Genomic DNA, 24,535 nt, shown 5'->3' with positions numbered 1-24,535 from the left:
GGTCAGGACGCCTTCATGGAAAAGACCAAGCAGACTGTACCCTCTTTGGTGCCGCGCCATGTCGCGATCATCATGGATGGGAATAATCGCTGGGCGAAGAAACGCTTTATGCCGGGTGTCGCCGGGCATAAAGCGGGTGTCGATGCGGTGCGGGCTGTGATTGAGGTGTGTGCCGAGGCCAAGGTCGAGGTGTTGACCTTGTTCGCCTTCTCCAGTGAGAACTGGCAGCGGCCCGCCGAAGAAGTCAGCGCCTTGATGGATCTGTTCTTCAAGGCGTTGCGTCGTGAGGCGAAGCGCCTTAATGACAACAATATCAGTCTGCGCATCATCGGTGATCGCTCGCGATTCCACCCGGAGCTGCAGGCGGCCATGCGCGAGGCGGAGGCCATCACGGCTGGCGCCAACCGTTTTGTGCTACAGATCGCAGCCAATTACGGCGGCCAGTGGGATATCGCCCAGGCTGCACAGCGGCTGGCTCGCGAAGTGCAAGCCGGTCATCTTCGACCGGACGACATCACGCCTGAACTGTTGCAAACCTGCCTGGTGACCGGTGATCTGCCATTGCCTGACTTGTGCATCCGTACCGGCGGTGAACATCGCATCAGCAATTTCCTGCTGTGGCAGTTGGCCTACACCGAGCTGTACTTCTCCGACCTGTTCTGGCCGGACTTCAAACACGATGCCATGCGTACTGCGCTGGCCGATTTCGCTTCCCGCCAGCGTCGCTTCGGTAAAACGAGTGAGCAGGTCGAAGCTGGAGCCCGGGTTTAAATGCTTAAACAACGAATCATCACAGCGCTTATCCTGTTGCCGATCGCCTTATGTGGGTTTTTCCTGCTCGATGGGTCCGGTTTTGCCCTATTTATCGGGCTGGTCGTAACCTTGGGCGCCTGGGAATGGGCACGACTGGCAGGTTTCAACGCGCAATTGCCGCGCTTGGTGTATGCCGCTGTCGTAGCGGTGTTACTGTTTCTGATGCACACCCTGTCGAGCATCATCGTGCCTTGGGTGCTGGGTGCTGCGGTGCTGTGGTGGGCGCTTGCGACCTATCTGGTGTTGACGTTTCCGCGCAGCAGTGGCCACTGGTCCAGTGTTGCCAGCAAGTTGGTGATTGGCTTATTGATTCTGTTGCCAGCCTGGCAAGGGTTGGTGGAGATCAAGAACTCGCCGATGGGCAATTGGCTGATCATGGCGGTGATGGTGCTGGTGTGGGGCGCAGATATCGGTGCCTACTTCTCGGGACGGGCATTCGGTAAGCGCAAGCTGGCACCGGCGGTCAGTCCGGGCAAGAGTTGGGAAGGGGTGTACGGCGGCCTGGCATTGACCCTGCTGATCACTTTGGTGGTCGGTGTCGTGCGGGATTGGTCGGTAACGGACATCTTCCTGGCTCTTCTGGGTACGGCCATCGTCGTATTCATCTCGGTCGTGGGCGACCTCACTGAAAGCATGTTTAAGCGCCAGGCCGGGGTCAAGGACAGCAGTAATCTGCTGCCAGGGCACGGTGGGGTGCTGGACCGTATTGATAGCCTTACCGCTGCTATTCCGATCTTTGCCGTGCTGTTGTGGATGACTGCTTCGTGAGCCGTCTGCAACAAGTGACCGTGCTGGGCGCAACCGGCTCGGTGGGGTTGAGCACCCTGGATGTGATCGCTCGTCACCCTGACCGCTATCAAGTGTTTGCCCTGACGGGATTCACTCGTCTGAGCGAGCTGCTGGCGCTGTGTGTGCGTCATGCGCCTCGCTTTGCTGTGGTGCCTGAAGCAGCAGCAGCGCAGGGCCTGCAGGATGACCTGCGGGCTGCCGGACTTGCCACACAGGTGCTGGTAGGCGAGTCGGGATTGTGTCAGGTCTCGGCCGATGCCGAGGTGGACACTGTAGTCGCCGCTATTGTCGGTGCCGCCGGCTTACGCCCAACCTTGGCTGCCGTCGACGCGGGCAAAAAAATCCTGCTGGCCAATAAAGAAGCGCTGGTGATGTCTGGCGCGCTCTTTATGCAGGCGGTGCGTAAAAGCGGTGCGGTGCTGTTGCCGTTAGATAGTGAGCACAACGCAATCTTTCAGTGCATGCCCGGAGACTATGCTCGTGGCTTGAGTCAGGTAGGCGTTCGTCGGATTTTGCTGACCGCTTCCGGTGGGCCTTTCCGGCAAACTCCGTTGGTAGAGCTGGAGCATGTGTCTCCGGATCAAGCATGCGCCCATCCGAACTGGTCCATGGGCCGCAAAATCTCCGTGGATTCGGCAAGCATGATGAACAAGGGCCTGGAATTGATTGAGGCCTGCTGGTTGTTCGATGCGCGGCCGGATCAGGTCGAGGTGGTTATTCACCCGCAAAGCGTGATTCATTCCTTGGTCGACTACGTGGATGGTTCAGTCTTGGCCCAATTGGGCAATCCCGATATGCGTACGCCGATCGCTAATGCCCTGGCGTGGCCGGAGCGGATTGATTCCGGCGTGGCGCCACTCGACCTGTTTGCAGTTGCTCGCCTGGATTTTGAAGCGCCGGACGAACAGCGCTTTCCTTGTCTGCGCTTGGCGCGGCAGGCGGCTGAGGCGGGTAACAGTGCGCCAGCGATGCTCAATGCGGCCAATGAGGTGGCCGTGGCGGCGTTTCTCGAACGGCGCATCCGCTTTCCGCAGATCGCGAGTATTATCGAGGACGTTTTGAGTCTTGAGCCTGTGGTGGCTGTAAATGACCTCGGGGCGGTATTTGAGGCAGATACCAAGGCGCGGTCCTTGGCCGAGCAATGGTTGAGCCGCAACACGCGTTAGTCTGTGGGCGCGCTTGAGCCTTCGGGTACTGGATTGGATTGCGGAGAAATTAGATGAGTGCGCTTTACATGATTGTCGGCACCCTGGTTGCTCTGGGTGTGCTGGTCACCTTCCACGAATTCGGCCACTTCTGGGTGGCGCGTCGTTGCGGCGTCAAGGTACTGCGTTTTTCCGTCGGTTTCGGCATGCCGCTGGTTCGCTGGCACGACCGTCGTGGCACCGAGTTTGTGATTGCGGCCATCCCGTTGGGTGGCTACGTCAAGATGCTCGATGAGCGCGAAGGCGAAGTGCCGGCTGATCAGTTGGACCAATCCTTTAATCGCAAGACCGTTCGTCAGCGTATCGCTATCGTTGCCGCTGGTCCGATCGCCAACTTCCTGCTGGCGATGCTGTTCTTCTGGGTGTTGGCCATGCTGGGCAGCCAGCAGGTGCGTCCAGTTATCGGCGCCGTTGAGGCGGACAGTATCGCTGCCAAGGCTGGCCTGGTCGCTGGCCAGGAAATTGTGTCTATTGATGGCGAACCGACCACGGGTTGGGGGGCGGTCAATTTGCAGTTGGTGCGTCGCTTGGGTGAAAGCGGCACTGTTAATGTTGTGGTGCGTGAGCAGGACTCCAGCGCCGAAATCCCGCGGTCGTTGGCCTTGGATCATTGGCTCAAAGGCGCTGATGAGCCTGACCCGATCAAGTCCTTGGGTATTCGTCCGTGGCGTCCGGCACTGCCGCCGGTCCTTGCCGAGCTGGATCCGAAGGGGCCAGCCCAGGCTGCAGGTCTGAAAACCGGCGATCGTCTGTTGGCCCTCGATGGCCAGGCGCTGGGTGAATGGCAGCAAGTGGTCGATCTGGTTCGTGTACGCCCTGATACCAAAATTGTGCTGAAAATTGAGCGCGACGGTGCTCAAATCGACGTCCCCGTTACTCTGGCGGTGCGTGGCGAAGCCAAGGCAGCCGGGGGGTACCTGGGTGCTGGCGTCAAGAGTCCGGAGTGGCCGCCATCAATGGTGCGTGAGGTTAGCTTCGGGCCGTTGGCGGCGATTGGCGAGGGTGCAAAACGCACCTGGACCATGAGCGTACTGACCCTGGAATCCCTCAAGAAAATGTTGTTCGGCGAGCTCTCGGTAAAAAACTTGAGTGGACCGATAACCATTGCTAAAGTGGCGGGCGCTTCTGCCCAGTCGGGTGTCGCGGATTTCCTGAATTTCCTGGCTTATCTGAGTATTAGCCTGGGTGTTCTGAATTTGCTGCCCATTCCTGTACTGGATGGGGGGCATCTGTTGTTTTATCTGGTCGAGTGGGTGCGTGGTCGCCCCTTGTCGGATCGAGTGCAGGGTTGGGGGATACAGATCGGTATCAGTTTGGTTGTCGGGGTGATGTTATTAGCCTTGGTCAACGATCTGGGTCGACTGTAACGCTTCGCTGAATTGCGAATCTGCCGCATTTTGCGGCAGTTTGTTTATTGCCAGTTGGAATAAGAAAGGACTTCATGAAACGTCTGCTGCTAACTGCGGTTCTCACCGTATTGATGATCGCCGAAGTTCACGCCGAGTCCTTCACCATCTCCGATATTCGCGTCAACGGCCTCCAGCGGGTTTCCGCGGGTAGCGTCTTTGGTGCATTACCGTTGAACGTCGGTGAACAGGCTGATGATCGTCGCCTGGTGGAATCCACTCGTGCGCTGTTCAAAACCGGTTTCTTTCAAGACATCCAACTGGGGCGCGAAGGTAACGTCTTGGTCATCACCGTCGTCGAGCGACCTTCTGTCGCCAGTATCGAGATCGAAGGTAACAAGGCGATCTCTACTGAAGACCTGATGAAGGGCCTCAAGCAGTCCGGCCTGGCCGAGGGCGAGATCTTCCAGCGCGCCACTCTTGAAGGTGTGCGTAACGAACTGCAGCGTCAGTACGTTGCCCAGGGCCGCTACTCGGCGACCGTGGAGACGGAAGTGGTCCCGCAGCCTCGTAACCGTGTCGGCCTCAAGGTCAACATCAACGAAGGCACCGTGGCGGCCATTCAGCACATCAACGTGGTGGGTAACACCAAGTTTGCTGATGACGACCTGATCGACCTCTTCGAGCTCAAGACCACCAACTGGCTGTCGTTCTTCAAGAACGACGACAAGTACGCCCGTGAAAAACTCTCCGGTGACCTGGAGCGTCTGCGTTCGTACTACCTGGACCGTGGCTATATCAATATGGATATCGCGTCGACCCAGGTGTCCATCACCCCGGACAAGAAGCACGTCTATATCACCGTTAACGTCAACGAAGGCGAGAAGTACAAGGTTCGTGACGTCAAGCTGAGCGGCGACTTGAAAGTGCCTGAAGACCAGGTCAAGTCCCTGCTGCTGGTGCAGAAAGACCAGGTGTTCTCGCGTAAGCTGATGACCACCACGTCCGAACTGATCACCCGTCGTCTGGGTAACGAAGGCTATACCTTCGCCAACGTCAACGGCGTACCGACCCCGCACGATGATGATCACACAGTGGACATTACCTTTGTGGTCGACCCAGGTAAGCGTGCCTACGTGAACCGTATCAATTTCCGTGGCAACACCAAGTCTGCGGATGAAGTGCTGCGCCGTGAAATGCGTCAGATGGAAGGTGGCTGGGCGTCGACGTACTTGATCGACCAATCCAAGACCCGTCTTGAGCGCCTGGGTTTCTTCAAGGAAGTCAACGTTGAAACCCCGGCTGTACCGGGCGTGGATGACCAGGTTGACGTTAACTACGCAGTAGAAGAGCAAGCATCGGGTTCTATCACTGCCAGCGTCGGCTTTGCACAAAGCGCAGGTCTGATCCTCGGTGGTTCCATCACCCAGAACAACTTCCTCGGTACCGGTAACCGTGTGTCTATCGGCCTGACTCGAAGCGAATACCAGAGCCGATATAACTTTGGTTATACCGACCCCTACTGGACTGCTGACGGTGTGAGCTTGGGCTACAACGCCTTCTACCGCACCACCGACTACAAAGACCTCGATGTTGACGTTGCAAGCTATGCAATCGACAGCCTGGGTGCGGGTGTCAACGTCGGTTATCCGATCAGCGAAACCTCGCGTTTGACCTTCGGCCTGACTGCGCAGCAGGATGAGATCAAGACCGGTGTCTACACCGTGGACGAAATCTTCGACTTCACTCGTCGTGAAGGTGACAAGTTCCTGAACTTCAAGGCGTCTGCTGGCTGGTCCGAGTCGACCCTGAACAAAGGCGTACTGGCAACCCGTGGCCATTCCCAGAGCCTGACTCTGGAAACCACTACGCCAGGCAGCGACCTGTCGTTCTTCAAGCTCGACTACCGTGGTCAGTTGTTCCAGCCGCTGAGCGACAACTACACCATGCGCCTGCACACTGAGCTGGGGTATGGCGACGGTTATGGTTCGACCAATGGTTTGCCGTTCTATGAGAACTACTATGCGGGTGGCTTCAACTCCGTACGTGGCTTCAAAGACAGCACCTTGGGTCCTCGTGGTACTCCGAGCCGAGGTGCTGGCGTAACCGGTAACCAAGGCACTGTGGCTGACTCCGACAACGACCCACTGCCGTTCGGTGGTAACGTGTTGATCCAGGGCGGCGCGGAGATTTTGTTCCCGCTGCCATTCGTCAAGGATCAGCGTTCGCTGCGTACATCCGTGTTCTGGGACGTGGGTAACGTGTTCGACTCTAAGTGCGAGCAGATTAGAAACCCGAGCGGTGTTAAATCCAACACTCAGTGCAACGACGTGAGCCTGACCAACCTGGCGAGCTCCGTGGGTGTAGGTGTTACTTGGGTGACTGCGCTTGGTCCGTTGAGCTTTGCTCTGGCCATGCCGATCAAGAAACCGGATAACGCTGAAACCCAGATTTTCCAATTCTCCCTCGGCCAGACGTTCTAAGCGTCTGACCCAAGATAACGACAACGGATTCTGTAGGAGTACATCGTGCGTAAGTTGACTCAATTGGTTCTGCTGGCCACCGTGCTGGTGACCACCCCGGCCTTCGCCGAAATGAAAATCGCCGTTCTGAACTATCAGATGGCATTGCTGGAATCCGATGCGGCCAAAAAATACGCCGTGGATGCCGAGAAGAAATTCGGTCCGCAACTGACCAAGCTTAAGACGCTGGAAAGCAGCGCCAAGGGCATCCAGGATCGTCTGGTAGCGGGTGGGGACAAAATGCAGCAAGGCGAGCGCGAGCGTCTGGAGCTTGAGTTCAAGCAAAAGGCCCGTGACTATCAGTTCCAATCCAAGGAGCTGAACGAAGCCAAGGCTGTTGCCGACCGTGAAATGCTCAAGCAGCTCAAGCCGAAACTCGACAGCGCTGTGGAAGAAGTCATCAAGAAAGGTGCCTTTGACTTGGTGTTCGAGCGTGGCGCAGTAATTGACGTCAAACCTCAATACGACATCACCCGCCAGGTGATCGAGCGCATGAACCAGCTGAAGTAAGCCATGACCGCGACTATCAAGCTCGGCGAGTTGGCCGAGTTCCTGGGGGCCACCTTGCGTGGCTCCCAGGAGAAGGAAATCACTGGGCTAGCCACCTTGCAGGAGGCTGGCCCATCTCAGTTGAGCTTCCTCGCAAACCCTCAATACCGTAAATACCTCGTCGATAGCCAAGCCGCAGCCGTATTGCTCAAGGCAGCTGACGCCGAAGGGTTTGCTGGGGATGCGCTGGTGGTAGCTGACCCGTATCTGGCCTATGCACAGGTTTCGCACCTATTTGATCCAAAACCCAAGGCATCCAGCGGCATTCACCCGTCGGCGGTGATCGCCGATGATGCCCGCGTTGATCCTGCGGCGAGCATTGGCGCTTTTGCGGTGATCGAGAGTGGTGCGCGCATTGCTGCCGGTGTAACTGTTGGTGCGCATTGCTTTATTGGTGCGCGTTGTGAAATCGGTGCCGATGGTTGGCTGGCACCTCGCGTTACCCTTTACCACGATGTGCGTATCGGTGAGCGGGTGGTTATCCAGTCAGGTGCGGTGATCGGAGGGGAAGGCTTTGGCTTTGCCAACTCCAAAGGTATCTGGAACAAGATTGCCCAGGTCGGCGGCGTTTTGATCGGCGACGACGTGGAAATTGGTGTTAATACAGCTGTCGATCGCGGGGCCTTGGCCGATACCGTGATCGGCAACGGTGTGAAGCTCGACAACCAGATCCAGATTGCTCACAACGTACAGATTGGCGATCACACCGCCATGGCTGCATGCGTGGGGATTTCCGGCAGCACCAAAATCGGCAAGCATTGCATGCTCGCCGGTGGCGTCGGTCTGGTGGGGCATATTGATATTTGCGACAACGTTTTTATCACCGGAATGACCATGGTCACTCACTCGATTACCGAGCCTGGGGCCTATTCATCCGGTACCGCCATGCAGCCTGCGGCTGAATGGCGCAAGAGTGCGGCACGTTTGAGGCAGCTCGACGACATGGCTCGACGTCTCAAACAGCTGGAAAAGCGTGTTGGGGACGTGACCCCTGGCGGTAATGCTTCATCTGAAGGCTGATACCATTTCCATATCAAGTGTGCACAGCCGCTAGACTGCCTCCTTGATTTGCTAGCGGGGCGTGCGTTTAGTCGCCCGCCCCCAATCTTTATTACAGGCTTCCCCCCCGAAATGATGGACATCAACGAGATTCGCGAATACCTGCCTCACCGTTACCCGTTCCTGCTGGTGGACCGCGTAGTGGACCTCAATGTTGAGGAAAAGCGCATTCGTGCCTACAAGAATGTCAGCATCAACGAACCGTTCTTCAATGGTCACTTTCCCGCGCACCCCATCATGCCGGGCGTGTTGATCATCGAGGCGATGGCCCAGGCTGCCGGTATCCTTGGTTTCAAAATGCTTGACCTTAAGCCTGCCGACGGCACGCTTTACTATTTCGTGGGCTCCGACAAGCTACGCTTTCGCAACCCCGTTACTCCGGGTGACCAGTTGATTCTGGAAGCCAAATTCATCAGCTGCAAGCGCCAGATCTGGAAGTTCGAATGCCAGGCCTCGGTAGACGGCAAGCCAGTGTGCTCTGCCGAGATCATCTGCGCGGAACGCAAACTATGAGTTTGATTGACCCTCGCGCAATCATCGATCCGTCGGCCGTACTGGCCGCCGACGTTGAGGTCGGCCCCTGGTCGATCATCGGCGCAGGTGTGGAAATCGGCGAGGGGACTGTCATCGGGCCGCACGTGATCCTCAAAGGTCCGACCCGCATTGGCAAACACAACCGCATCTACCAGTTTTCCTCGGTAGGCGAAGACACCCCGGACATGAAGTACAAGGGTGAAGAAACACGCTTGGTAATCGGTGATCACAACATCATCCGTGAAGGCGTGACCATTCACCGTGGCACCGTGCAGGATCGTGCCGAGACCACACTGGGTGATCACAATCTGGTTATGGCCTATGCCCATATCGGGCATGACAGCGTGATCGGCAACCACTGCATCCTGGTCAACAACACGGCGTTGGCTGGCCACGTGCACGTCGACGATTGGGCAATCCTGTCAGGCTTCACGCTCGTCCATCAGTACTGCCACATTGGGGCCCACAGCTTCTCCGGCATGGGCACCGCCATCGGCAAGGACGTCCCGGCGTTCGTCACGGTGTTCGGCAACCCCGCTGAAGCTCGCAGCATGAACTTCGAAGGCATGCGCCGTCGTGGTTTCAGCGAAGAGGCCATTCACGCCCTGCGTCGTGCCTATAAGGTGGTTTATCGCCAGGGACTGACAGTAGATCAGGCGTTGACCCAACTGACCGAGCCGGCAGCGTTGTTCCCGGAAGTCGCGGTGTTCCGTGATTCGATCCAGGCGTCGACTCGCGGCATCACTCGCTGATCATGGCTAATCTGCGAATTGCGCTGGTGGCCGGAGAAGCTTCCGGCGATATCCTGGGCGCAGGTCTTATGCGGGCCCTCAAGGCCCAGCATCCGGCGGTTGAATTCATCGGTGTTGGTGGCCCATTGATGCAGGCTGAAGGCCTCACTTCCTATTTCCCCATGGAGCGCCTGTCGGTTATGGGGTTGGTGGAAGTGCTGGGTCGCCTGCGTGAGCTGTTGGCGCGCCGCAAGCTGCTGATTCAGACCCTGATCGAAGAAAAACCCGACGTCTTTATCGGAATCGATGCACCGGACTTCACCCTCAATATCGAACTCAAGCTGCGTCAGGCCGGGATCAAAACCGTGCACTACGTCAGCCCCTCCGTGTGGGCGTGGCGACAAAAGCGTGTGCTGAAGATCCGTGAAGGCTGTGACCTGATGCTCACCCTGTTGCCGTTCGAGGCCAGGTTCTACGAAGAAAAGGGCGTGCCGGTACGGTTCGTTGGGCATACGCTCGCCGACGACATCCCTTTGCAGGCCGATCGCGTGGCGGCCCGTGGGCAGTTGGGCTTGCCCGATGGCCCGCTCGTCGCGTTGATGCCGGGCAGCAGGGGGGAGAAGTCGGTCGGCTGGCCAGCGTGTTCTTCGAGGCCGCCGAGCGCCTGCAAGCCTTGAAGCCAGGTGTGCGTTTCGTACTGCCCTGTGCAAGCCCACAGCGTCGCGCACAGATCGAAACGCTGCTGGAAGGTCGTAACCTGCCGTTGACATTGCTTGATGGTCAATCGCACCTGGCATTGGCGGCCTGCGATGCGGTGCTGATTGCTTCAGGCACGGCAACCCTGGAAGCCTTGTTGTACAAGCGTCCGATGGTTGTGGCGTATCGCCTGGCACCGCTGACGTTCTGGATTCTGAAACGCATGGTCAAAAGCCCCTATATCTCTTTGCCCAATTTGCTGGCCCAGCGCTTGTTGGTGCCGGAGTTGCTGCAGGACGATGCGACACCGGAGGCCTTGGCGCAGACACTGCTGCCCCTGATCGATGGCGGCGAAGAGCAGACCCGAGGGTTTGATGAGATTCATCGCACCCTGCGCCGTGATGCGTCGAACCAGGCAGCAGACGCCGTGTTGAGTTTGATCGGCCACAAACAGGAAACGTTATGACTACGCAGATGGGCCTGGATTTCAGCCTGGTTGCACAAGCCCATGAACTGGTGGCCGGTGTTGATGAAGTAGGGCGCGGTCCCCTCTGCGGTGCGGTGGTCACCGCAGCTGTGATTCTTGACCCGAACCGTCCGATCCTTGGCCTCAACGATTCGAAGAAGCTCACCGAAGCTCGTCGCGAAAAGCTCTATGACGAGATTTGTGAAAAAGCCCTGAGCTGGCATATCGCCCGGGCCGAAGTCGAAGAAATCGACGAGCTGAACATTCTCCACGCCACCATGCTTGCCATGCAGCGTGCTGTTGAAGGCCTGCACATCACACCCAAACTGGCGATGATCGACGGTAACCGTTGCCCTAAATTGGCGATGCCGGCCGAGGCAGTGGTCAAAGGTGACAGCAAGGTTCCGGCCATCGCAGCGGCATCGATCCTGGCCAAGGTCAGTCGTGACCGGGAAATGGCCGCGTTCGAGTTGATCTATCCCGGCTACGGCATCGGTGGTCACAAAGGCTATCCGACGCCCGTTCATCTGGAAGCCCTGGCCCGCCTCGGCCCCACGCCTATCCACCGCCGCTCGTTTGCCCCGGTGCGCCTGGCTTACGAAGCGCGGGAGAGTCTCAGCGAGGTGTAGTCGCGAGGCTGATGTTTTTGCCAAGGCCCGGTACAATCCGGGCCTTGTTGTTTCCACGTATAAGACAGGATCACTATGCCGGCTTCATTCGTTCACCTACGCCTGCACACTGAGTACTCCCTGGTCGACGGCCTGGTACGGATCAAGCCTCTGGTCAAAACCCTGGTGGGCATGAACATGCCCGCGGTGGCGGTTACCGATCAGAACAACATGTGTTCCCTGGTCAAGTTCTACAAGAACGCCATGGGTGCCGGCATCAAGCCCATCTGCGGCGCCGACCTGTGGCTGTCCAACAAAGATCCGGATAACGCGCTGAGCCGCATCAGCCTTTTGGCGATGAACGGCGTGGGTTATCGCAACCTCACTGAACTGATCTCCCGTGGCTTCATCGATGGTCAACGCAACGGTTCGATCATTATCGAGCGTGAATGGGTTGCCGAGGCCAGCGAAGGCCTGATCATGCTGTCGGCCGCTAAAGAGGGGGAGATTGGTCTTGCACTGCTGGGGGGCAATCCCCAGGAAGCTGAAGTGCTGGCGAAGGAGTGGATGCAGGTCTTTCCCGACCGTTTCTACCTTGAAGTGCAGCGCACCAACCGCCCCAATGATGAAGAGCATCTGCACGCCGCCGTTGCCCTGGCCGAAAAGCTGGGCGCGCCACTGGTCGCCACCAACGACGTGCGCTTTATCAAGAAAGAAGATTTCGAAGCCCACGAAACCCGTGTGTGCATCGGTGAAGGCCGGGCCCTGGATGACCCGCGTCGCTCGAAAAATTACAGCGAAGAGCAATACCTCAAAAGCGCCGAAGAGATGGCCGAGTTGTTCAGCGATTTGCCCGAGGCCCTGGAAAACTCTGTCGAGATCGCCAAACGCTGCAACATTGAAGTGAAGCTGGGTACGCACTTCCTACCCAACTTCCCGATTCCCGATGGCATGACCATCGATGAATATTTCCGCAAGGTGTCGTTCGATGGCCTGGAAGAACGGCTTTCCGTGCTGTTGCCCAAGGACACCACTGAAGACTACGAAGCCAAGCGCCAGGTGTATGTCGACCGGCTGAATTTCGAGCTGGATATCATCATCCAGATGGGGTTCCCCGGTTACTTCCTGATCGTAATGGACTTCATCCAGTGGGCTAAAAGCAACGGCGTGCCCGTAGGCCCTGGTCGTGGGTCGGGTGCCGGCTCGCTGGTGGCCTATGTGCAGAAGATTACCGACCTCGACCCTCTTGAATATGACCTGCTGTTCGAACGGTTCCTGAACCCGGAACGGGTTTCCATGCCCGACTTCGACGTCGACTTCTGCATGGACGGTCGCGACCGCGTGATCGAATACGTGGCCGAGAAATACGGCCGCAACGCGGTAAGCCAGATCATCACTTTCGGTTCCATGGCGGCCAAGGCTGTAATCCGCGACGTGGCCCGGGTGCAGGGCAAGTCCTACGGCCTGGCCGACCGGCTGTCGAAGATGATCCCGTTCGAAGTCGGCATGACCCTGGAAAAGGCTTACGAGCAGGAAGAAATCCTGCGTGACTTCATCAAGATCGATGAGGAAGCCGCCGAGATCTGGGACATGGCGCGCAAGCTCGAAGGTATCGTGCGTAACGTCGGTAAACACGCCGGTGGCGTAGTGATCGCGCCGACCAAACTCACTGACTTTTCGCCGATCTATTGCGATGAAGAAGGCGGCGGCCTGGTTACCCAGTTCGACAAGGACGACGTTGAGGCGGCCGGCCTGGTGAAGTTCGACTTCCTCGGCCTGCGGACCCTGACGATCATTGACTGGGCGCTGAAGACCATCAACCGCGAGCGCGCCAAGGTCGACGAAGAGCCGCTGGATATTGCGTTCATCCCGTTGGACGACAAGCCGACTTACCAATTGCTGCAAAAGCTGAAACAACAGCTGTGTTCCAGCTTGAGTCGCGGGGCATGAAAGAGCTGATCAAAAAGCTCAAGCCCGACTGCCTGGAAGACTTGATCGCACTGGTGGCCCTGTTCCGTCCGGGCCCGCTGCAGTCGGGCATGGTTGACGACTTCATCAACCGTAAGCACGGCCGCGCCGAACTGGCCTACCCGCACTCCGACTACCAGTACGAAGGCCTCAAGCCTGTGCTGGCGCCAACCTACGGCATCATCCTGTACCAGGAACAGGTGATGCAGATCGCTCAGGTGATGGCGGGCTACACCCTCGGCGGTGCGGACATGCTGCGTCGAGCCATGGGTAAAAAGAAACCCGAGGAAATGGCCAAGCAGCGCGGCGGTTTCATTGAGGGTTGCGCCACCAACAATATCGACGCCGATCTGGCCGGTAACATTTTTGACCTGGTGGAAAAATTCGCCGGTTATGGTTTCAACAAATCTCACTCCGCCGCCTACGGCCTGGTGTCTTACCAGACCGCCTGGCTGAAAGCCCACTACCCGGCGCCGTTCATGGCTGCGGTACTTTCTGCGGACATGCACAACACCGACAAGGTTGTGACCTTGATCGAGGAAGTGCGCACCATGAAGCTGCGCCTAGACGCGCCTGACGTGAACGCCTCGGAGTTCAAGTTCACGGTGAATGACGAAGGCCGCATCATCTATGGCCTGGGCGCGATCAAGGGCGTGGGCGAAGGCCCGGTGGAGGCGATTACCGAAGCGCGTCAGGACGGGCCGTTCAAGGATCTGTTCGACTTCTGCGCGCGGGTTGACCTCAAGCGCATCAACAAGCGAACCCTTGATGGCTTGATCCGCAGCGGTGCGCTGGACCGTCTCGGCCCTTACTTTCACGATGAGCCGAAGGCCTACCAGGCAAATATCGACCGCAACCGCGCGGTGCTGCTCACTGCCATGGAAGAAGCGATCAAAGCTGCCGAGCAGACCGCCCGTACCCATGACAGCGGCCACGCCGACCTGTTTGGCGGGTTGTTCGTCGAAGAAGACGCGGATGTGTACGGCAATCACCGCAAGGCCAAAGAGTTGACTCTCAAGGAGCGCCTCAAGGGTGAAAAAGACACCTTGGGCCTGTACCTCACCGGTCACCCGATTGACGAATACGAAGGCGAGATCCGCCGTTTCGCCCGTCAGCGCATCATCGACCTGAAACCGGCGCGGGACACCCAAACCGTCGCCGGCATGATTATCGCCCTGCGGGTGATGAAAAATAAGAAGGGCGACAAGATGGGTTTCATCACTCTCGATGACCGCTCGGGCCGTATCGAAGCTTCGCTGTTTGCCGATGCCTTCCATTCGGCGCAGTCGCTGCTGCAGACCGATGCCATGGTGGTTGTGGAAGGGGAGGTCAGCAACGATGACTTCTCCGGTGGCCTGCGCCTGCGTATCAAGCGGGTGATGAGCATGGAAGATGCGCGCACCAACCTGGCTGAAAGCCTGCGCTTGAAGGTCAAGACCGAGGCGCTCAAGGGCGATCAGCTACGCTGGCTGGGTGACTTGCTCAAGCGTCACCGTGGCGCATGCCCGGTGACCATGGAGTACACCGGCGACGACGCCAAGGCGATGTTGCAGTTCGGCGAGACCTGGCGAATTGATCCGGCTGATGGCTTGATTCAAGCTTTGCGTGACCAGTTCGGTCGAGACAACGTCTTCCTCCAATACCGCTGACGGTCAGAACGTCTGACCTCGGCTGAACATTTAATCTCGACCTGAACGCGCCTCTCCCTTAAGGTAGGGCGCGAACAGACAACCGGCTGGCCAGGCACTCCCTGGCCGTCGACCCAAGACGGACGCTTATGAACCCGAATTTTCTTGATTTCGAACAGCCGATCGCTGACCTGCAAGCCAAGATCGAAGAACTGCGCCTGGTCGGCAATGACAATTCGCTGAATATCGGCGATGAGATCGCTCGCCTGCAAGACAAGAGCAGCACGCTCACCGAAGACATCTTCGGCAAGCTGACCAGCTGGCAGATCGCGCGCCTGGCCCGCCACCCGCGCCGTCCGTACACCCTGGACTACATTCAGCACATTTTCACCGAGTTCGACGAGTTGCATGGCGATCGCCACTTCTCCGACGACGCGGCCATCGTGGGCGGTATCGCTCGCCTGGACGATCAGCCGGTAATGGTGATTGGTCACCAGAAAGGCCGTGAAGTGCGCGAGAAAGTCCGCCGCAACTTCGGCATGCCGCGTCCGGAAGGCTATCGTAAGGCTTGCCGTTTGATGGAAATGGCTGAGCGCTTCAAGATGCCGATCCTGACCTTCATCGACACGCCGGGTGCATACCCAGGTATCGACGCTGAAGAACGCAACCAGAGCGAAGCGATTGCCTGGAACCTGCGCGTCATGTCTCGTCTGAAAACCCCGATCATCGCCACGGTGATTGGTGAAGGCGGTTCCGGCGGTGCATTGGCCATTGGCGTCTGCGACCAACTGAACATGCTGCAATATTCGACCTACGCGGTGATCTCGCCAGAAGGTTGCGCCTCGATCCTGTGGAAGACTGCAGAAAAGGCGCCGGACGCTGCCGAAGCCATGGGCATCACTGCTGATCGCCTCAAAGGCCTTGGTATCGTGGACAAAGTGATCGCCGAGCCATTGGGCGGCGCCCACCGCGATCCGGCTGCTGCCGCCGCGACTATCCGTGTCGAGTTGGGTTCGCAGCTTGCGATGCTCAAAAAACTGGACAACGAAGCGCTGCTGGCCCGTCGTTACGAACGCCTGATGAGCTACGGCCTCTAAGGCCGCAGCGGTACTAATGTGGGAGGGGGCTTGCCCCCGATTGCTGAGTGTCAGTCACTGTATTCACTGGCTGATGCTCCGCTATCGGGGGCAAGCCCCCTCCCACATTTGCTTTGTGTATGCTTGGCTTGGGTATTCCAGATTTGCGGCGGTAACCTGTGATGAAACCGACTTTATCCGCCAAACTCCTGCACGCCCTAGCCCCTTGGCGCAAAGCCCCGGCTTGGCATATCGCCTTCTCTGGTGGTCTTGATTCCACTGTCCTGCTGCATCTCCTGGCCAGCGCCGAAGCCCTTCCGCCTCTAAGCGCTGTCCATGTCCACCATGGCCTGCAATCCGCCGCCGACACCTGGCCGAGCCATTGCCAGTCCATTTGCGACAGGCTGGGCGTGCCCCTGCGCGTAAAGCGTGTGCAGGTGCAGCCCGGCGCCAGCCTTGAGCGTGCAGCGCGTGATGCACGTTACCGGGCGTTTACCGAGGTGATCGGGGCAGGGGAGGTGTTGCTCACGGGCCAGCATCGCGACGATCAGGCTGAAACCCTGCTGTTTCGCCTGTTGCGCGGGGCCGGCGTGCGGGGGGCGGCGGCAATGCCTGTGCACCGTCCATTGGCGGGCGGCCATTTGGTGCGGCCGTTGCTGGATGTCTCGCGCGCCGAGTTGGAAGCCTATGCCGCTGATCATCAACTCAAGTGGATTGAAGATCCTTCCAACGCCGATCCACGCTTCTCCCGTAATTACCTGCGTCACCGCGTGATCCCGACATTGACGGAGCGTTGGCCCCAAGCCGTCTCCAGCCTGGCCCGCACTGCCGAACACCTCGGTGAAGCCCAGGCGTTGCTGGGTGATTTAGCCTGCATGGACCTACAAGCCGCGGATCAACCTTCACGGTTTCCTTGGCTGCCTTTGCCGTCATTGGCCCTCGGCCCACTGCGCGATCTTTCCGATGCTCGTCAGCGCAACGTCCTACGTCATTGGCTGGCGCCGCTGACCCGGTTGCCCGACACCGACCACTGGGCTGGCTGGTATTCCCTACGCGATGCCAAGGGCGACGCACAGCCCTTGTGGCGCCTGGCCGATGGAGAATTGCACCGTTGTGGCGAACGCATCTGGTGGTTGTCTCGCGCCTGGTCGGAATTTTCCCGCGCGTCGGTGAGCTGGCCTCGCCCGCAAAACCCACTAGAGTTACCCGGCAATGGCCTGCTGAAAATTATCGGCAAGGTGCCCGAAGTCCCGCTGGAGGTCCGTTATCGCCAGGGCGGTGAAATGCTTGAAGTGCCAGGCCGAGGCCGGCGTGACCTGAAGCGCCTGCTCAATGAGCATGGAGTGCCGGGCTTCGTCCGTGGCAGATTGCCGCTGCTGTATCAGGGCGAGCAATTGCTCGGCGTGCCCAACCTCACTGGACTCTGGGCCTCACCGAGTGATGGCTGGAAATTACATTGGATGCCACAGAGCTGCGATCAAGGTTTGAGCTGATAGAGCCTTTCCGGTAGACTACGCTCCCTTCTTGATACAACTTCTGTGGATTCGCCTGAATCGCAGCAGTTGCCGATTACCAAGCCGTCTTTGCTGGGCGATTCCAAAAAATGTGTAGCGATCAACGCACCGGTGTTTCACTGCTGGTCTGTCACAACGCGGCGGTTTTTTTGAAAGGTGCACTGTGATTAATGCTGGTGATCGGGGGCTTCGGCCTCTCTTCGCTTTCCCCGGCGGCTCGGACCGCTTTAACGCAGACTTCTAGGGTTTTTCATGACGCGCTACATATTCGTCACGGGCGGTGTTGTTTCTTCATTGGGGAAAGGCATTGCCTCCGCTTCATTGGCGGCCATCCTGGAGGCGCGGGGGCTTAAAGTCACCATGCTCAAGCTGGACCCGTACATCAACGTCGACCCGGGCACCATGAGCCCGTTCCAGCATGGTGAAGTGTTCGTCACACACGACGGCGCCGAGACCGACCTGGACTTGGGCCACTACGAGCGGTTCATCCGCACGACCATGACCCAGAACAACAACTTCACCACCGGCCGTGTCTACGAGCACGTTCTGCGCAAAGAGCGCCGTGGTGACTACCTGGGTGCAACCATCCAGGTGATTCCGCACATTACCGATGAAATCAAGCGCCGCATCATCAAGGGTGCAGGCGATGCCGACGTGGCGATGGTCGAGATCGGTGGCACCGTGGGTGACATCGAATCCCAGCCATTCCTCGAAGCTATCCGCCAGTTGCGTTTCGAAGTCGGCGCCAAGCGCGCGATGCTGATGCACCTCACGTTGGTGCCGTACATCGCCACCGCTGGCGAAACCAAAACCAAGCCTACGCAGCACTCGGTCAAGGAACTGCGTTCCATCGGCCTGCAGCCGGACGTGCTGGTGTGCCGCTCCGATCACCCGATCGACATTTCCTCGCGTCGCAAGATCGCGCAGTTCACCAACGTTGAAGAACGTGCGGTGATCGCCCTGGAAGACGCCGACACCATCTACAAGATCCCGGGCATCCTGCACTCGCAAGGCCTGGACGATTTTGTGGTCGAGCGTTTCGGCCTGCAATGCAACGGTGCGGACCTGTCCGAGTGGGAAGCTGTGGTTGACGCCAAGCTCAACCCTGAGCACGAAGTCACCATCGCCATGGTCGGCAAGTACATGGAGCTGCTGGACGCGTACAAGTCGCTGATCGAAGCGATGAGCCACGCGGGTATCAGCAACCGTACCAAGGTCAATCTGCGCTACATCGACTCCGAAGACATCGAGAACCAGGGCACCGCGCTGCTCGAAGGTGTTGACGCAATCCTCGTTCCAGGCGGTTTCGGCCTGCGTGGCGTGGAAGGCAAGATCACCGCCGTACAGTACGCTCGTGAGAACAAGGTGCCGTACCTGGGTATCTGCCTGGGCATGCAAGTGGCGGTTATCGAGTTCGCCCGCAACGTGCTTGGCTGGAAAGACGCCAACTCCACCGAGTTTGACAGCAAGAGCGGTCACCCGGTCGTGGGCCTGATTACCGAGTGGGAAGACGCCACCGGCGCTGTTGAAACCCGTACCGAAAGCTCCGACCTGGGCGGCACCATGCGCCTTGGCGCGCAGGATTGCCTGCTGGAGCCGGGCTCGCTGGTTCACGATTGCTACGGCAAGGACGTGATCGTCGAGCGTCACCGTCACCGTTACGAAGTGAACAACAACCTGCTGCCGCAAATCAAAGAAGCCGGCCTGAAAATCTCCGGTCGCTCCGGTGATGGCGCGCTGGTTGAGGTGGTCGAAGCACCGGATCATCCATGGTTCGTCGCTTGCCAGTTCCACCCAGAGTTCACCTCGACTCCACGCGACGGTCACCCGCTGTTCAGCGGTTTTGTCAAAGCTGCACTGACGCAACATCAGAAGAAGGCGTAAACCTGATGGCCCAGAAGATCATTCGCGTAGGCGACATCGAGATTGCCAACGACAAGCCCATGGTGCTGTTCGGCGGCATGAACGTGCTGGAAAGCCGCGACATGGCGATGCAGGTCTGTGAAGAGTACGTCAAGGTTACCCAGAAATTGGGTATCCCTTACGTGTTCAAGGCCAGCTTCGACAAGGCCAATCGCTCGTCCGTAACGTCCTACCGCGGCCCAGGCCTTGAAGAAGGCATGCGGATCTTCCAGGACATCAAACAAGCCTTCGGCGTGCCGATCATCACCGACGTCCACGAGCCTGAACAGGCTGCCGTGGTCGCCGAGGTGTGCGACATCATCCAGTTGCCGGCCTTTCTGTCGCGCCAGACCGATCTGGTCGTCGCGATGGCTAAGACCGGCGCAGTGATCAATATCAAGAAAGCCCAGTTCCTCGCACCTCAGGAGATGAAGCACATCCTGAACAAGTGTGTGGAAGCGGGTAACGACCAGTTGATCCTCTGCGAGCGTGGTTCGAGCTTCGGCTACAACAATCTCGTGGTGGACATGCTCGGTTTCGGCATCATGAAGCAGTTCGAATACCCCGTGTTCTTCGACGTGACCCACGCGCTGCAAATGCCCGGTGGTCGCGCCGATTCCGCAGGCGGGCGCCGTGCCCAGGTGCTGGACCTGGCCAAGGCCGGCATCAGCCAGTCCCTGGCTGGCCTTTTCCTGGAGGCCCACCCGGACCCGGATAATGCCAAATGCGACGGTCCATGCGCCCTGCGCCTGGACAAGCTGGAGCCATTCTTGGCCCAGCTCAAGCAGTTGGACGAACTGGTCAAGAGTTTTCCGACAGTAGAGACCGCGTAAGCGTCGTTTCTCCGGTAGACTTTCCCACGTTTTCTGTTCAGGCCCTCGGGCCTGAGCCTTGTCGCCTGCAAGCCTGCCCCGTTGTTCCACCCTTGCGGTCGGTCAAAAGTTTCCCTTCAGCTGCGTCGTTTTCGTCAACTTTGGAGTGTTTACAACAATGGCAAAAATCGTCGACATCAAAGGTCGTGAAGTTCTCGACTCCCGTGGCAACCCCACCGTCGAAGCCGACGTGCTTCTCGATAACGGCATCATCGGCAGCGCCTGCGCGCCGTCCGGTGCTTCTACCGGTTCGCGCGAAGCGCTGGAACTGCGTGATGGCGACAAGAGCCGTTACCTGGGCAAGGGTGTACTCAAGGCTGTAGCCAACATTAACGGCCCGATCCGTGACCTGTTGCTGGGCAAGGATCCGCTGGACCAGAAAGCTCTGGACCACGCGATGATCAAGCTAGATGGCACCGAAAACAAAGGTAGCCTGGGCGCTAACGCTATCCTCGCCGTCTCCCTGGCCGCTGCCAAGGCTGCTGCCCAGGACCAGGACTTGCCGCTGTACGCTCACATCGCCAACCTGAACGGCACTCCGGGTGTTTACTCGATGCCGGTGCCGATGATGAACATCATCAACGGTGGCGAGCACGCTGATAACAACGTCGACATCCAGGAATTCATGGTGCAGCCGGTTGGCGCCAAGACCTTCTCCGAAGGCTTGCGCATGGGTACCGAGATTTTCCATCACCTGAAAGCTGTTCTGAAGGCCCGTGGCCTGAGCACTGCTGTAGGCGACGAAGGTGGCTTCGCTCCAAACCTGGCATCCAACGAAGATGCGCTGAAAGTGATCTCCGAAGCCGTGGCCAACGCTGGCTACAAGCTGGGTACTGACGTGACCCTGGCCCTGGACTGCGCGGCCAGCGAGTTCTACGAAGACGGCAAATACAATTTGTCCGGCGAAGGCCAAGTGTTCAACTCCGAAGGTTTTGCTGAGTACCTGAAGGGCCTGACCCAGCGCTATCCGATCATCTCGATCGAAGACGGCCTGGATGAGTCCGATTGGGACGGCTGGAAAATCCTCACCGACAAGATCGGCGAGAAAGTCCAATTGGTGGGCGATGACCTTTTCGTGACCAACACCAAGATCCTGAAAGAAGGCATCGATAAAAAGATCGCCAACTCGATCCTGATCAAGTTCAACCAGATCGGCACCTTGACCGAAACCCTGGAAGCCATTCAGATGGCCAAGGCTGCGGGCTACACTGCCGTGATCTCCCACCGCTCCGGCGAAACCGAAGATTCGACCATCGCCGACCTGGCTGTGGGCACTTCGGCGGGCCAGATCAAGACCGGTTCGCTGTGCCGTTCCGATCGCGTTTCCAAGTACAACCAATTGCTGCGTATCGAAGAGCAACTGGCTGGCAAAGCCAAGTACAACGGTCGCGGCGAGTTTCGCGGCTAATTTGTAAATGGTAAAAAGTCGGCGGATTGCGTCGGAAAGTTCACGATAGTGAACATTTCGGCGCTAATCTGATGGCTATCAAGCACAAGCCTGGTTCTTCCAGGCTTCGTGCTATCAGTTGCTTCAAAAGTTATGCATGGCTGTCTTTTTTCACTGGATACCCGATATTCGATGCGCAGTCCCAATTGGTTGTTCCTCGTCTTGCTCTTGTTGCTGGCTGGCCTGCAGTACCGCCTGTGGGTGGGTAATGGCAGCTTCGCGCAGGTAAAAGACCTGACTGAGCAAATTGCTGCACAGCACGCCGAAAATGAGATCCTGCTGGAGCGCAACCGCGTCCTGGACGCTGAAGTGCTTGAGTTGAAAAAAGGCACGGAGACCGTTGAAGAGCGGGCTCGTCACGAACTGGGCATGGTCAAGGAGGGCGAAACCCTCTACCAGTTGGCCCAATGAGCAACAGTTTGCCGGCCTTCTGGGCCGTAATTCCCGCCGCGGGCGTCGGTGCCCGTATGGCTGCGGACCGTCCCAAGCAATATTTGCAATTGGGCGGGCGCACTATTCTTGAACACAGCCTCTACTGTTTTCTCGACCACCCCAATCTCAAGGGGTTGGTGGTCAGCCTTGCCATGGATGACCCTTATTGGCCCAACCTGGCATGCGCCATTGATCCACGTATACAGCGTGCGGACGGCGGTTCGGAGCGCTCGGGTTCGGTGCTAAACGCTCTGTTGCACCTCAATGCCCTGGGCGCGAGCGATGACGACTGGGTGCTGGTGCACGACGCCGCCAGGCCCAATTTAAGCCGCGATGATCTCGACAAACTGTTAAGCGAACTGGCCGATGATGCTGTCGGTGGCCTACTGGCCGTCCCGGCCCGCGATACCCTTAAGCGCGCCGACAAGCACGGTCGCGTCGATGAAACCGTCGACCGCAGCCTGATCTGGCAAGCGTACACGCCGCAGATGTTCCGACTCGGTGCGTTGCATCGTGCCTTGGCCGATAGCCTGGTAGCGGATGCGGTCATCACCGATGAGGCCTCGGCAATGGAATGGTCCGGTCAGGCGCCGCGGTTAATTGAGGGGCGCTCGGACAATATCAAGGTGACCCGGCCTGAGGATCTGGAGTGGTTACGGTTACGCTGGGCAAATCGGCAGTGATTGTTGGCTGAGAGGCTGTGCCAGGCAAACGCTGTTCTCGGCGGCGTCTTCATCTTCGGTATGTTTGACCTGAAAGTGCCCATACCGCTGTCATGGGCACCGGTCGCGCGTAGCACCGATTATTGATACGTCGTCTTCCTATGGTTTTGTGATCGCGAATGCCGTGTTCATTTTAAGTTCAAGGTGTTCATGGGTGAACTCGCAGCTGAGTTGGCCATTTAGTTGTCTATCTTCTACTGTCAGTTCCAACTTGCCATGCTTCATTTTGGCGTCGCGTAGCAAAGGATGGTGAACGTTTAGCCGGATGGGGAATCCGGTGATGAGATCGAAACTTCCCGATTCAAAGGGTGGGCTAAAAGAAAGAATATCCATGATTACCGGATGACCGGGGGCTTCAGGGTCTGTTGCGGGCACTGCTATCTGAATCCACTTCATGATTGTTGAATTGATAAAAATGTGCGTCTTTGGTCGCATAGCGTTCAGTACTTTCGATCCTTAAGTCGGCTGAACCCTCTGAATCGACTTTGTGCTTTTTATATGCAGCTATGTTCTGTTCAAGCTGCTTTTCGATATCTGCGGTGTTTACATTTTTCATGGCAGTTTCCCTGCGTCATCTTGATAGGCCTCACTGGGCAGCGCCGTAAAATTGATGATGCAGCGCCAGCAGTGAAACCGTAGGGAAGCACCATTCATCTTTGTCCACTACTGTCAGAGTTGACAGTAGCGCTGGTCATCAAATGAAGTCGTGGGAGAGCAGGGGGTCAGAGGCTTTGTATTCTGTCCTGTTTGATAGGCCTTCTTTTAGGTAATCCACCAAACTGCGCACCTTTGGCGACAAATGCCGTTGCTGCGGATACAGCGCCCACACCGCTGTATTCGGCGGCTGATGCGCTTCCAGCAGCGACACCAGTGCACCATTGCGCAAATGTTCCAGCACGTAATAATCCGGCAGTTGGCACAATCCCACGCCCTGCAATGCAGCATCCAGCACCGCTTGTCCACTGTTGCAACGCCAGTTTCCCTGCACCCGCTGGGAAAACTCCCGGCCGTCCTGAGCCAGTTGCCAGATATCCGAGCTGCCAATCAGGCAGTTATGCCGACTCAATTCCGACAAGCTATGGGGGCGCCCATAGCGTTCGAGATAGGACGGCGATGCACACAAGTACATGCGCCGCGGCGCGAGACGGCTGGCAACCATTGTTGAGTCTGAGAGGCGCCCCAAGCGAATTGCCAGGTCCAGGCCTTCGTGTACCAGATCGAGCTGGCGGTTGCTCAGTTCGATATCCACCCGCAACTGCGGGTAAAGCCCCATGAACCGCGTCACCAAAGGCACGATAAATCGCTCGCCATAAGCCACGGCGCACGTCATGCGCAACATGCCTTTTGGCTCGCTGGTCAAGTCGCCCACCGCCCGCAATGCTTCTTCGCGGCCGTCCTGCAAGCGTTGGCAATGCTGGAGGAAGGTTTGCCCGGCTTCGGTCAGGGTCACTTTGCGTGTACTGCGATAAAGCAACCGTGTCTGCAGCCGTTCCTCCAAGCGTGCGACTTGGCGACTGATATGGGACGACGACACACCCAGGCGCTCGGCGGCAGCTGTAAATTGACTGCATTCAGCCACGGCGACGAACTCGTCGATGCCTTCCCAGCGGTTTTCCGACATCATGATTGTCCCTGTACAGCAATAATGTTTTGCTT

Annotated in this window: 19 protein-coding genes and 2 pseudogenes; 19 read left to right on the top strand and 2 right to left on the bottom strand. The window is 58.0% G+C overall.

Annotation, left to right across the window (positions count from 1 at the left end; translation table 11 throughout):
- Window positions 1-15: 15 nt before the first annotated feature.
- From uppS to ispD, 19 genes and pseudogenes are all read left to right on the top strand, one after another.
- The gene (uppS, locus tag AB4N82_RS03575; protein ID WP_032891653.1) at window positions 16-771 is read left to right on the top strand and encodes a polyprenyl diphosphate synthase; all 756 of its coding nucleotides are present in this window, start codon (window positions 16-18) and stop codon (window positions 769-771) included.
- Window positions 772-1,581, top strand: coding sequence for a phosphatidate cytidylyltransferase (locus tag AB4N82_RS03570; RefSeq protein ID WP_032891652.1), 810 nt, complete (start codon window positions 772-774; stop codon window positions 1,579-1,581).
- Window positions 1,578-2,768, top strand: a complete 1,191-nt coding sequence (ispC, locus tag AB4N82_RS03565; protein WP_122752578.1) for a 1-deoxy-D-xylulose-5-phosphate reductoisomerase — start codon at window positions 1,578-1,580, stop codon at window positions 2,766-2,768. The genes AB4N82_RS03570 and ispC overlap by 4 nt, the downstream gene beginning before the upstream one ends.
- A 53-nt stretch (window positions 2,769-2,821) precedes the next feature.
- Window positions 2,822-4,174: a sigma E protease regulator RseP gene (rseP, locus tag AB4N82_RS03560; RefSeq protein WP_095184008.1), complete on the top strand. Its 1,353-nt coding sequence runs from the start codon at window positions 2,822-2,824 to the stop codon at window positions 4,172-4,174.
- Window positions 4,175-4,248: 74 nt separating this feature from the next.
- Window positions 4,249-6,636, top strand: a complete 2,388-nt coding sequence (bamA, locus tag AB4N82_RS03555; protein ID WP_095184009.1) for an outer membrane protein assembly factor BamA — start codon at window positions 4,249-4,251, stop codon at window positions 6,634-6,636.
- Window positions 6,637-6,681: 45 nt separating this feature from the next.
- The gene (locus AB4N82_RS03550; protein ID WP_003172279.1) at window positions 6,682-7,185 is read left to right on the top strand and encodes an OmpH/Skp family outer membrane protein; all 504 of its coding nucleotides are present in this window, start codon (window positions 6,682-6,684) and stop codon (window positions 7,183-7,185) included.
- Window positions 7,186-7,188: 3 nt separating this feature from the next.
- Window positions 7,189-8,244 carry a UDP-3-O-(3-hydroxymyristoyl)glucosamine N-acyltransferase gene (gene lpxD, locus AB4N82_RS03545; protein ID WP_122764871.1) on the top strand — a complete coding sequence of 352 codons (1,056 nt, stop codon included), beginning with the start codon at window positions 7,189-7,191 and terminating at the stop codon, window positions 8,242-8,244.
- Window positions 8,245-8,355: 111 nt separating this feature from the next.
- Window positions 8,356-8,796, top strand: a complete 441-nt coding sequence (gene fabZ / locus AB4N82_RS03540) for a 3-hydroxyacyl-ACP dehydratase FabZ (protein WP_003172281.1) — start codon at window positions 8,356-8,358, stop codon at window positions 8,794-8,796.
- Window positions 8,793-9,569 (top strand): acyl-ACP--UDP-N-acetylglucosamine O-acyltransferase, encoded by a 777-nt coding sequence (lpxA, locus tag AB4N82_RS03535; protein WP_032891646.1) that lies wholly within the window; start codon window positions 8,793-8,795, stop codon window positions 9,567-9,569. The genes fabZ and lpxA overlap by 4 nt, the downstream gene beginning before the upstream one ends.
- A 2-nt stretch (window positions 9,570-9,571) precedes the next feature.
- Window positions 9,572-10,710 (top strand): annotated as a pseudogene (gene lpxB, locus AB4N82_RS03530) (lipid-A-disaccharide synthase).
- The gene (gene rnhB / locus AB4N82_RS03525) at window positions 10,707-11,339 is read left to right on the top strand and encodes a ribonuclease HII (protein WP_122764872.1); all 633 of its coding nucleotides are present in this window, start codon (window positions 10,707-10,709) and stop codon (window positions 11,337-11,339) included. Before lpxB ends, rnhB begins: the two are co-directional and overlap by 4 nt.
- 75 nt (window positions 11,340-11,414) lie before the next feature.
- Window positions 11,415-14,935, top strand: a pseudogene (dnaE, locus tag AB4N82_RS03520) (DNA polymerase III subunit alpha).
- A 128-nt stretch (window positions 14,936-15,063) separates the two neighbouring features.
- On the top strand, window positions 15,064-16,011 hold the full coding sequence (locus AB4N82_RS03515; RefSeq protein ID WP_122764873.1) for an acetyl-CoA carboxylase carboxyltransferase subunit alpha: 948 nt from the start codon (window positions 15,064-15,066) through the stop codon (window positions 16,009-16,011).
- Window positions 16,012-16,172: 161 nt separating this feature from the next.
- Window positions 16,173-17,483, top strand: a complete 1,311-nt coding sequence (tilS, locus tag AB4N82_RS03510; RefSeq protein ID WP_122764874.1) for a tRNA lysidine(34) synthetase TilS — start codon at window positions 16,173-16,175, stop codon at window positions 17,481-17,483.
- 273 nt (window positions 17,484-17,756) lie between these two features.
- A complete protein-coding gene (locus AB4N82_RS03505) occupies window positions 17,757-19,388 on the top strand; it encodes a CTP synthase (RefSeq protein ID WP_032891641.1) in 1,632 nt (543 codons plus the stop codon).
- A gap of 5 nt (window positions 19,389-19,393) precedes the next feature.
- Window positions 19,394-20,239, top strand: coding sequence for a 3-deoxy-8-phosphooctulonate synthase (kdsA, locus tag AB4N82_RS03500; RefSeq protein WP_010563535.1), 846 nt, complete (start codon window positions 19,394-19,396; stop codon window positions 20,237-20,239).
- Window positions 20,240-20,396: 157 nt separating this feature from the next.
- Window positions 20,397-21,686 carry a phosphopyruvate hydratase gene (gene eno, locus AB4N82_RS03495; RefSeq protein WP_032891640.1) on the top strand — a complete coding sequence of 430 codons (1,290 nt, stop codon included), beginning with the start codon at window positions 20,397-20,399 and terminating at the stop codon, window positions 21,684-21,686.
- A gap of 171 nt (window positions 21,687-21,857) precedes the next feature.
- Window positions 21,858-22,136 carry a cell division protein FtsB gene (gene ftsB, locus AB4N82_RS03490; protein ID WP_003231201.1) on the top strand — a complete coding sequence of 93 codons (279 nt, stop codon included), beginning with the start codon at window positions 21,858-21,860 and terminating at the stop codon, window positions 22,134-22,136.
- Window positions 22,133-22,840: a 2-C-methyl-D-erythritol 4-phosphate cytidylyltransferase gene (ispD, locus tag AB4N82_RS03485; protein WP_032891639.1), complete on the top strand. Its 708-nt coding sequence runs from the start codon at window positions 22,133-22,135 to the stop codon at window positions 22,838-22,840. The genes ftsB and ispD overlap by 4 nt, the downstream gene beginning before the upstream one ends.
- 394 nt (window positions 22,841-23,234) lie before the next feature.
- Here ispD and AB4N82_RS03480 read toward each other — a convergent pair whose 3' ends face one another.
- Both AB4N82_RS03480 and AB4N82_RS03475 read right to left on the bottom strand, forming a co-directional pair.
- A complete protein-coding gene (locus tag AB4N82_RS03480) occupies window positions 23,235-23,435 on the bottom strand; it encodes a hypothetical protein (protein WP_163034879.1) in 201 nt (66 codons plus the stop codon).
- Between the two features lie 138 nt (window positions 23,436-23,573).
- The gene (locus AB4N82_RS03475) at window positions 23,574-24,500 is read right to left on the bottom strand and encodes a LysR substrate-binding domain-containing protein (RefSeq protein WP_122764978.1); all 927 of its coding nucleotides are present in this window, start codon (window positions 24,498-24,500) and stop codon (window positions 23,574-23,576) included.
- Between the last annotated feature and the right edge of the window lie 35 nt (window positions 24,501-24,535).

The sequence above is a fragment of the Pseudomonas sp. H1_D04 genome, from assembly GCF_054683855.1.
The sequence above is the reverse complement of the archived record's forward strand: the minus strand, read 5'-3'. Positions and strand labels throughout refer to the sequence as shown.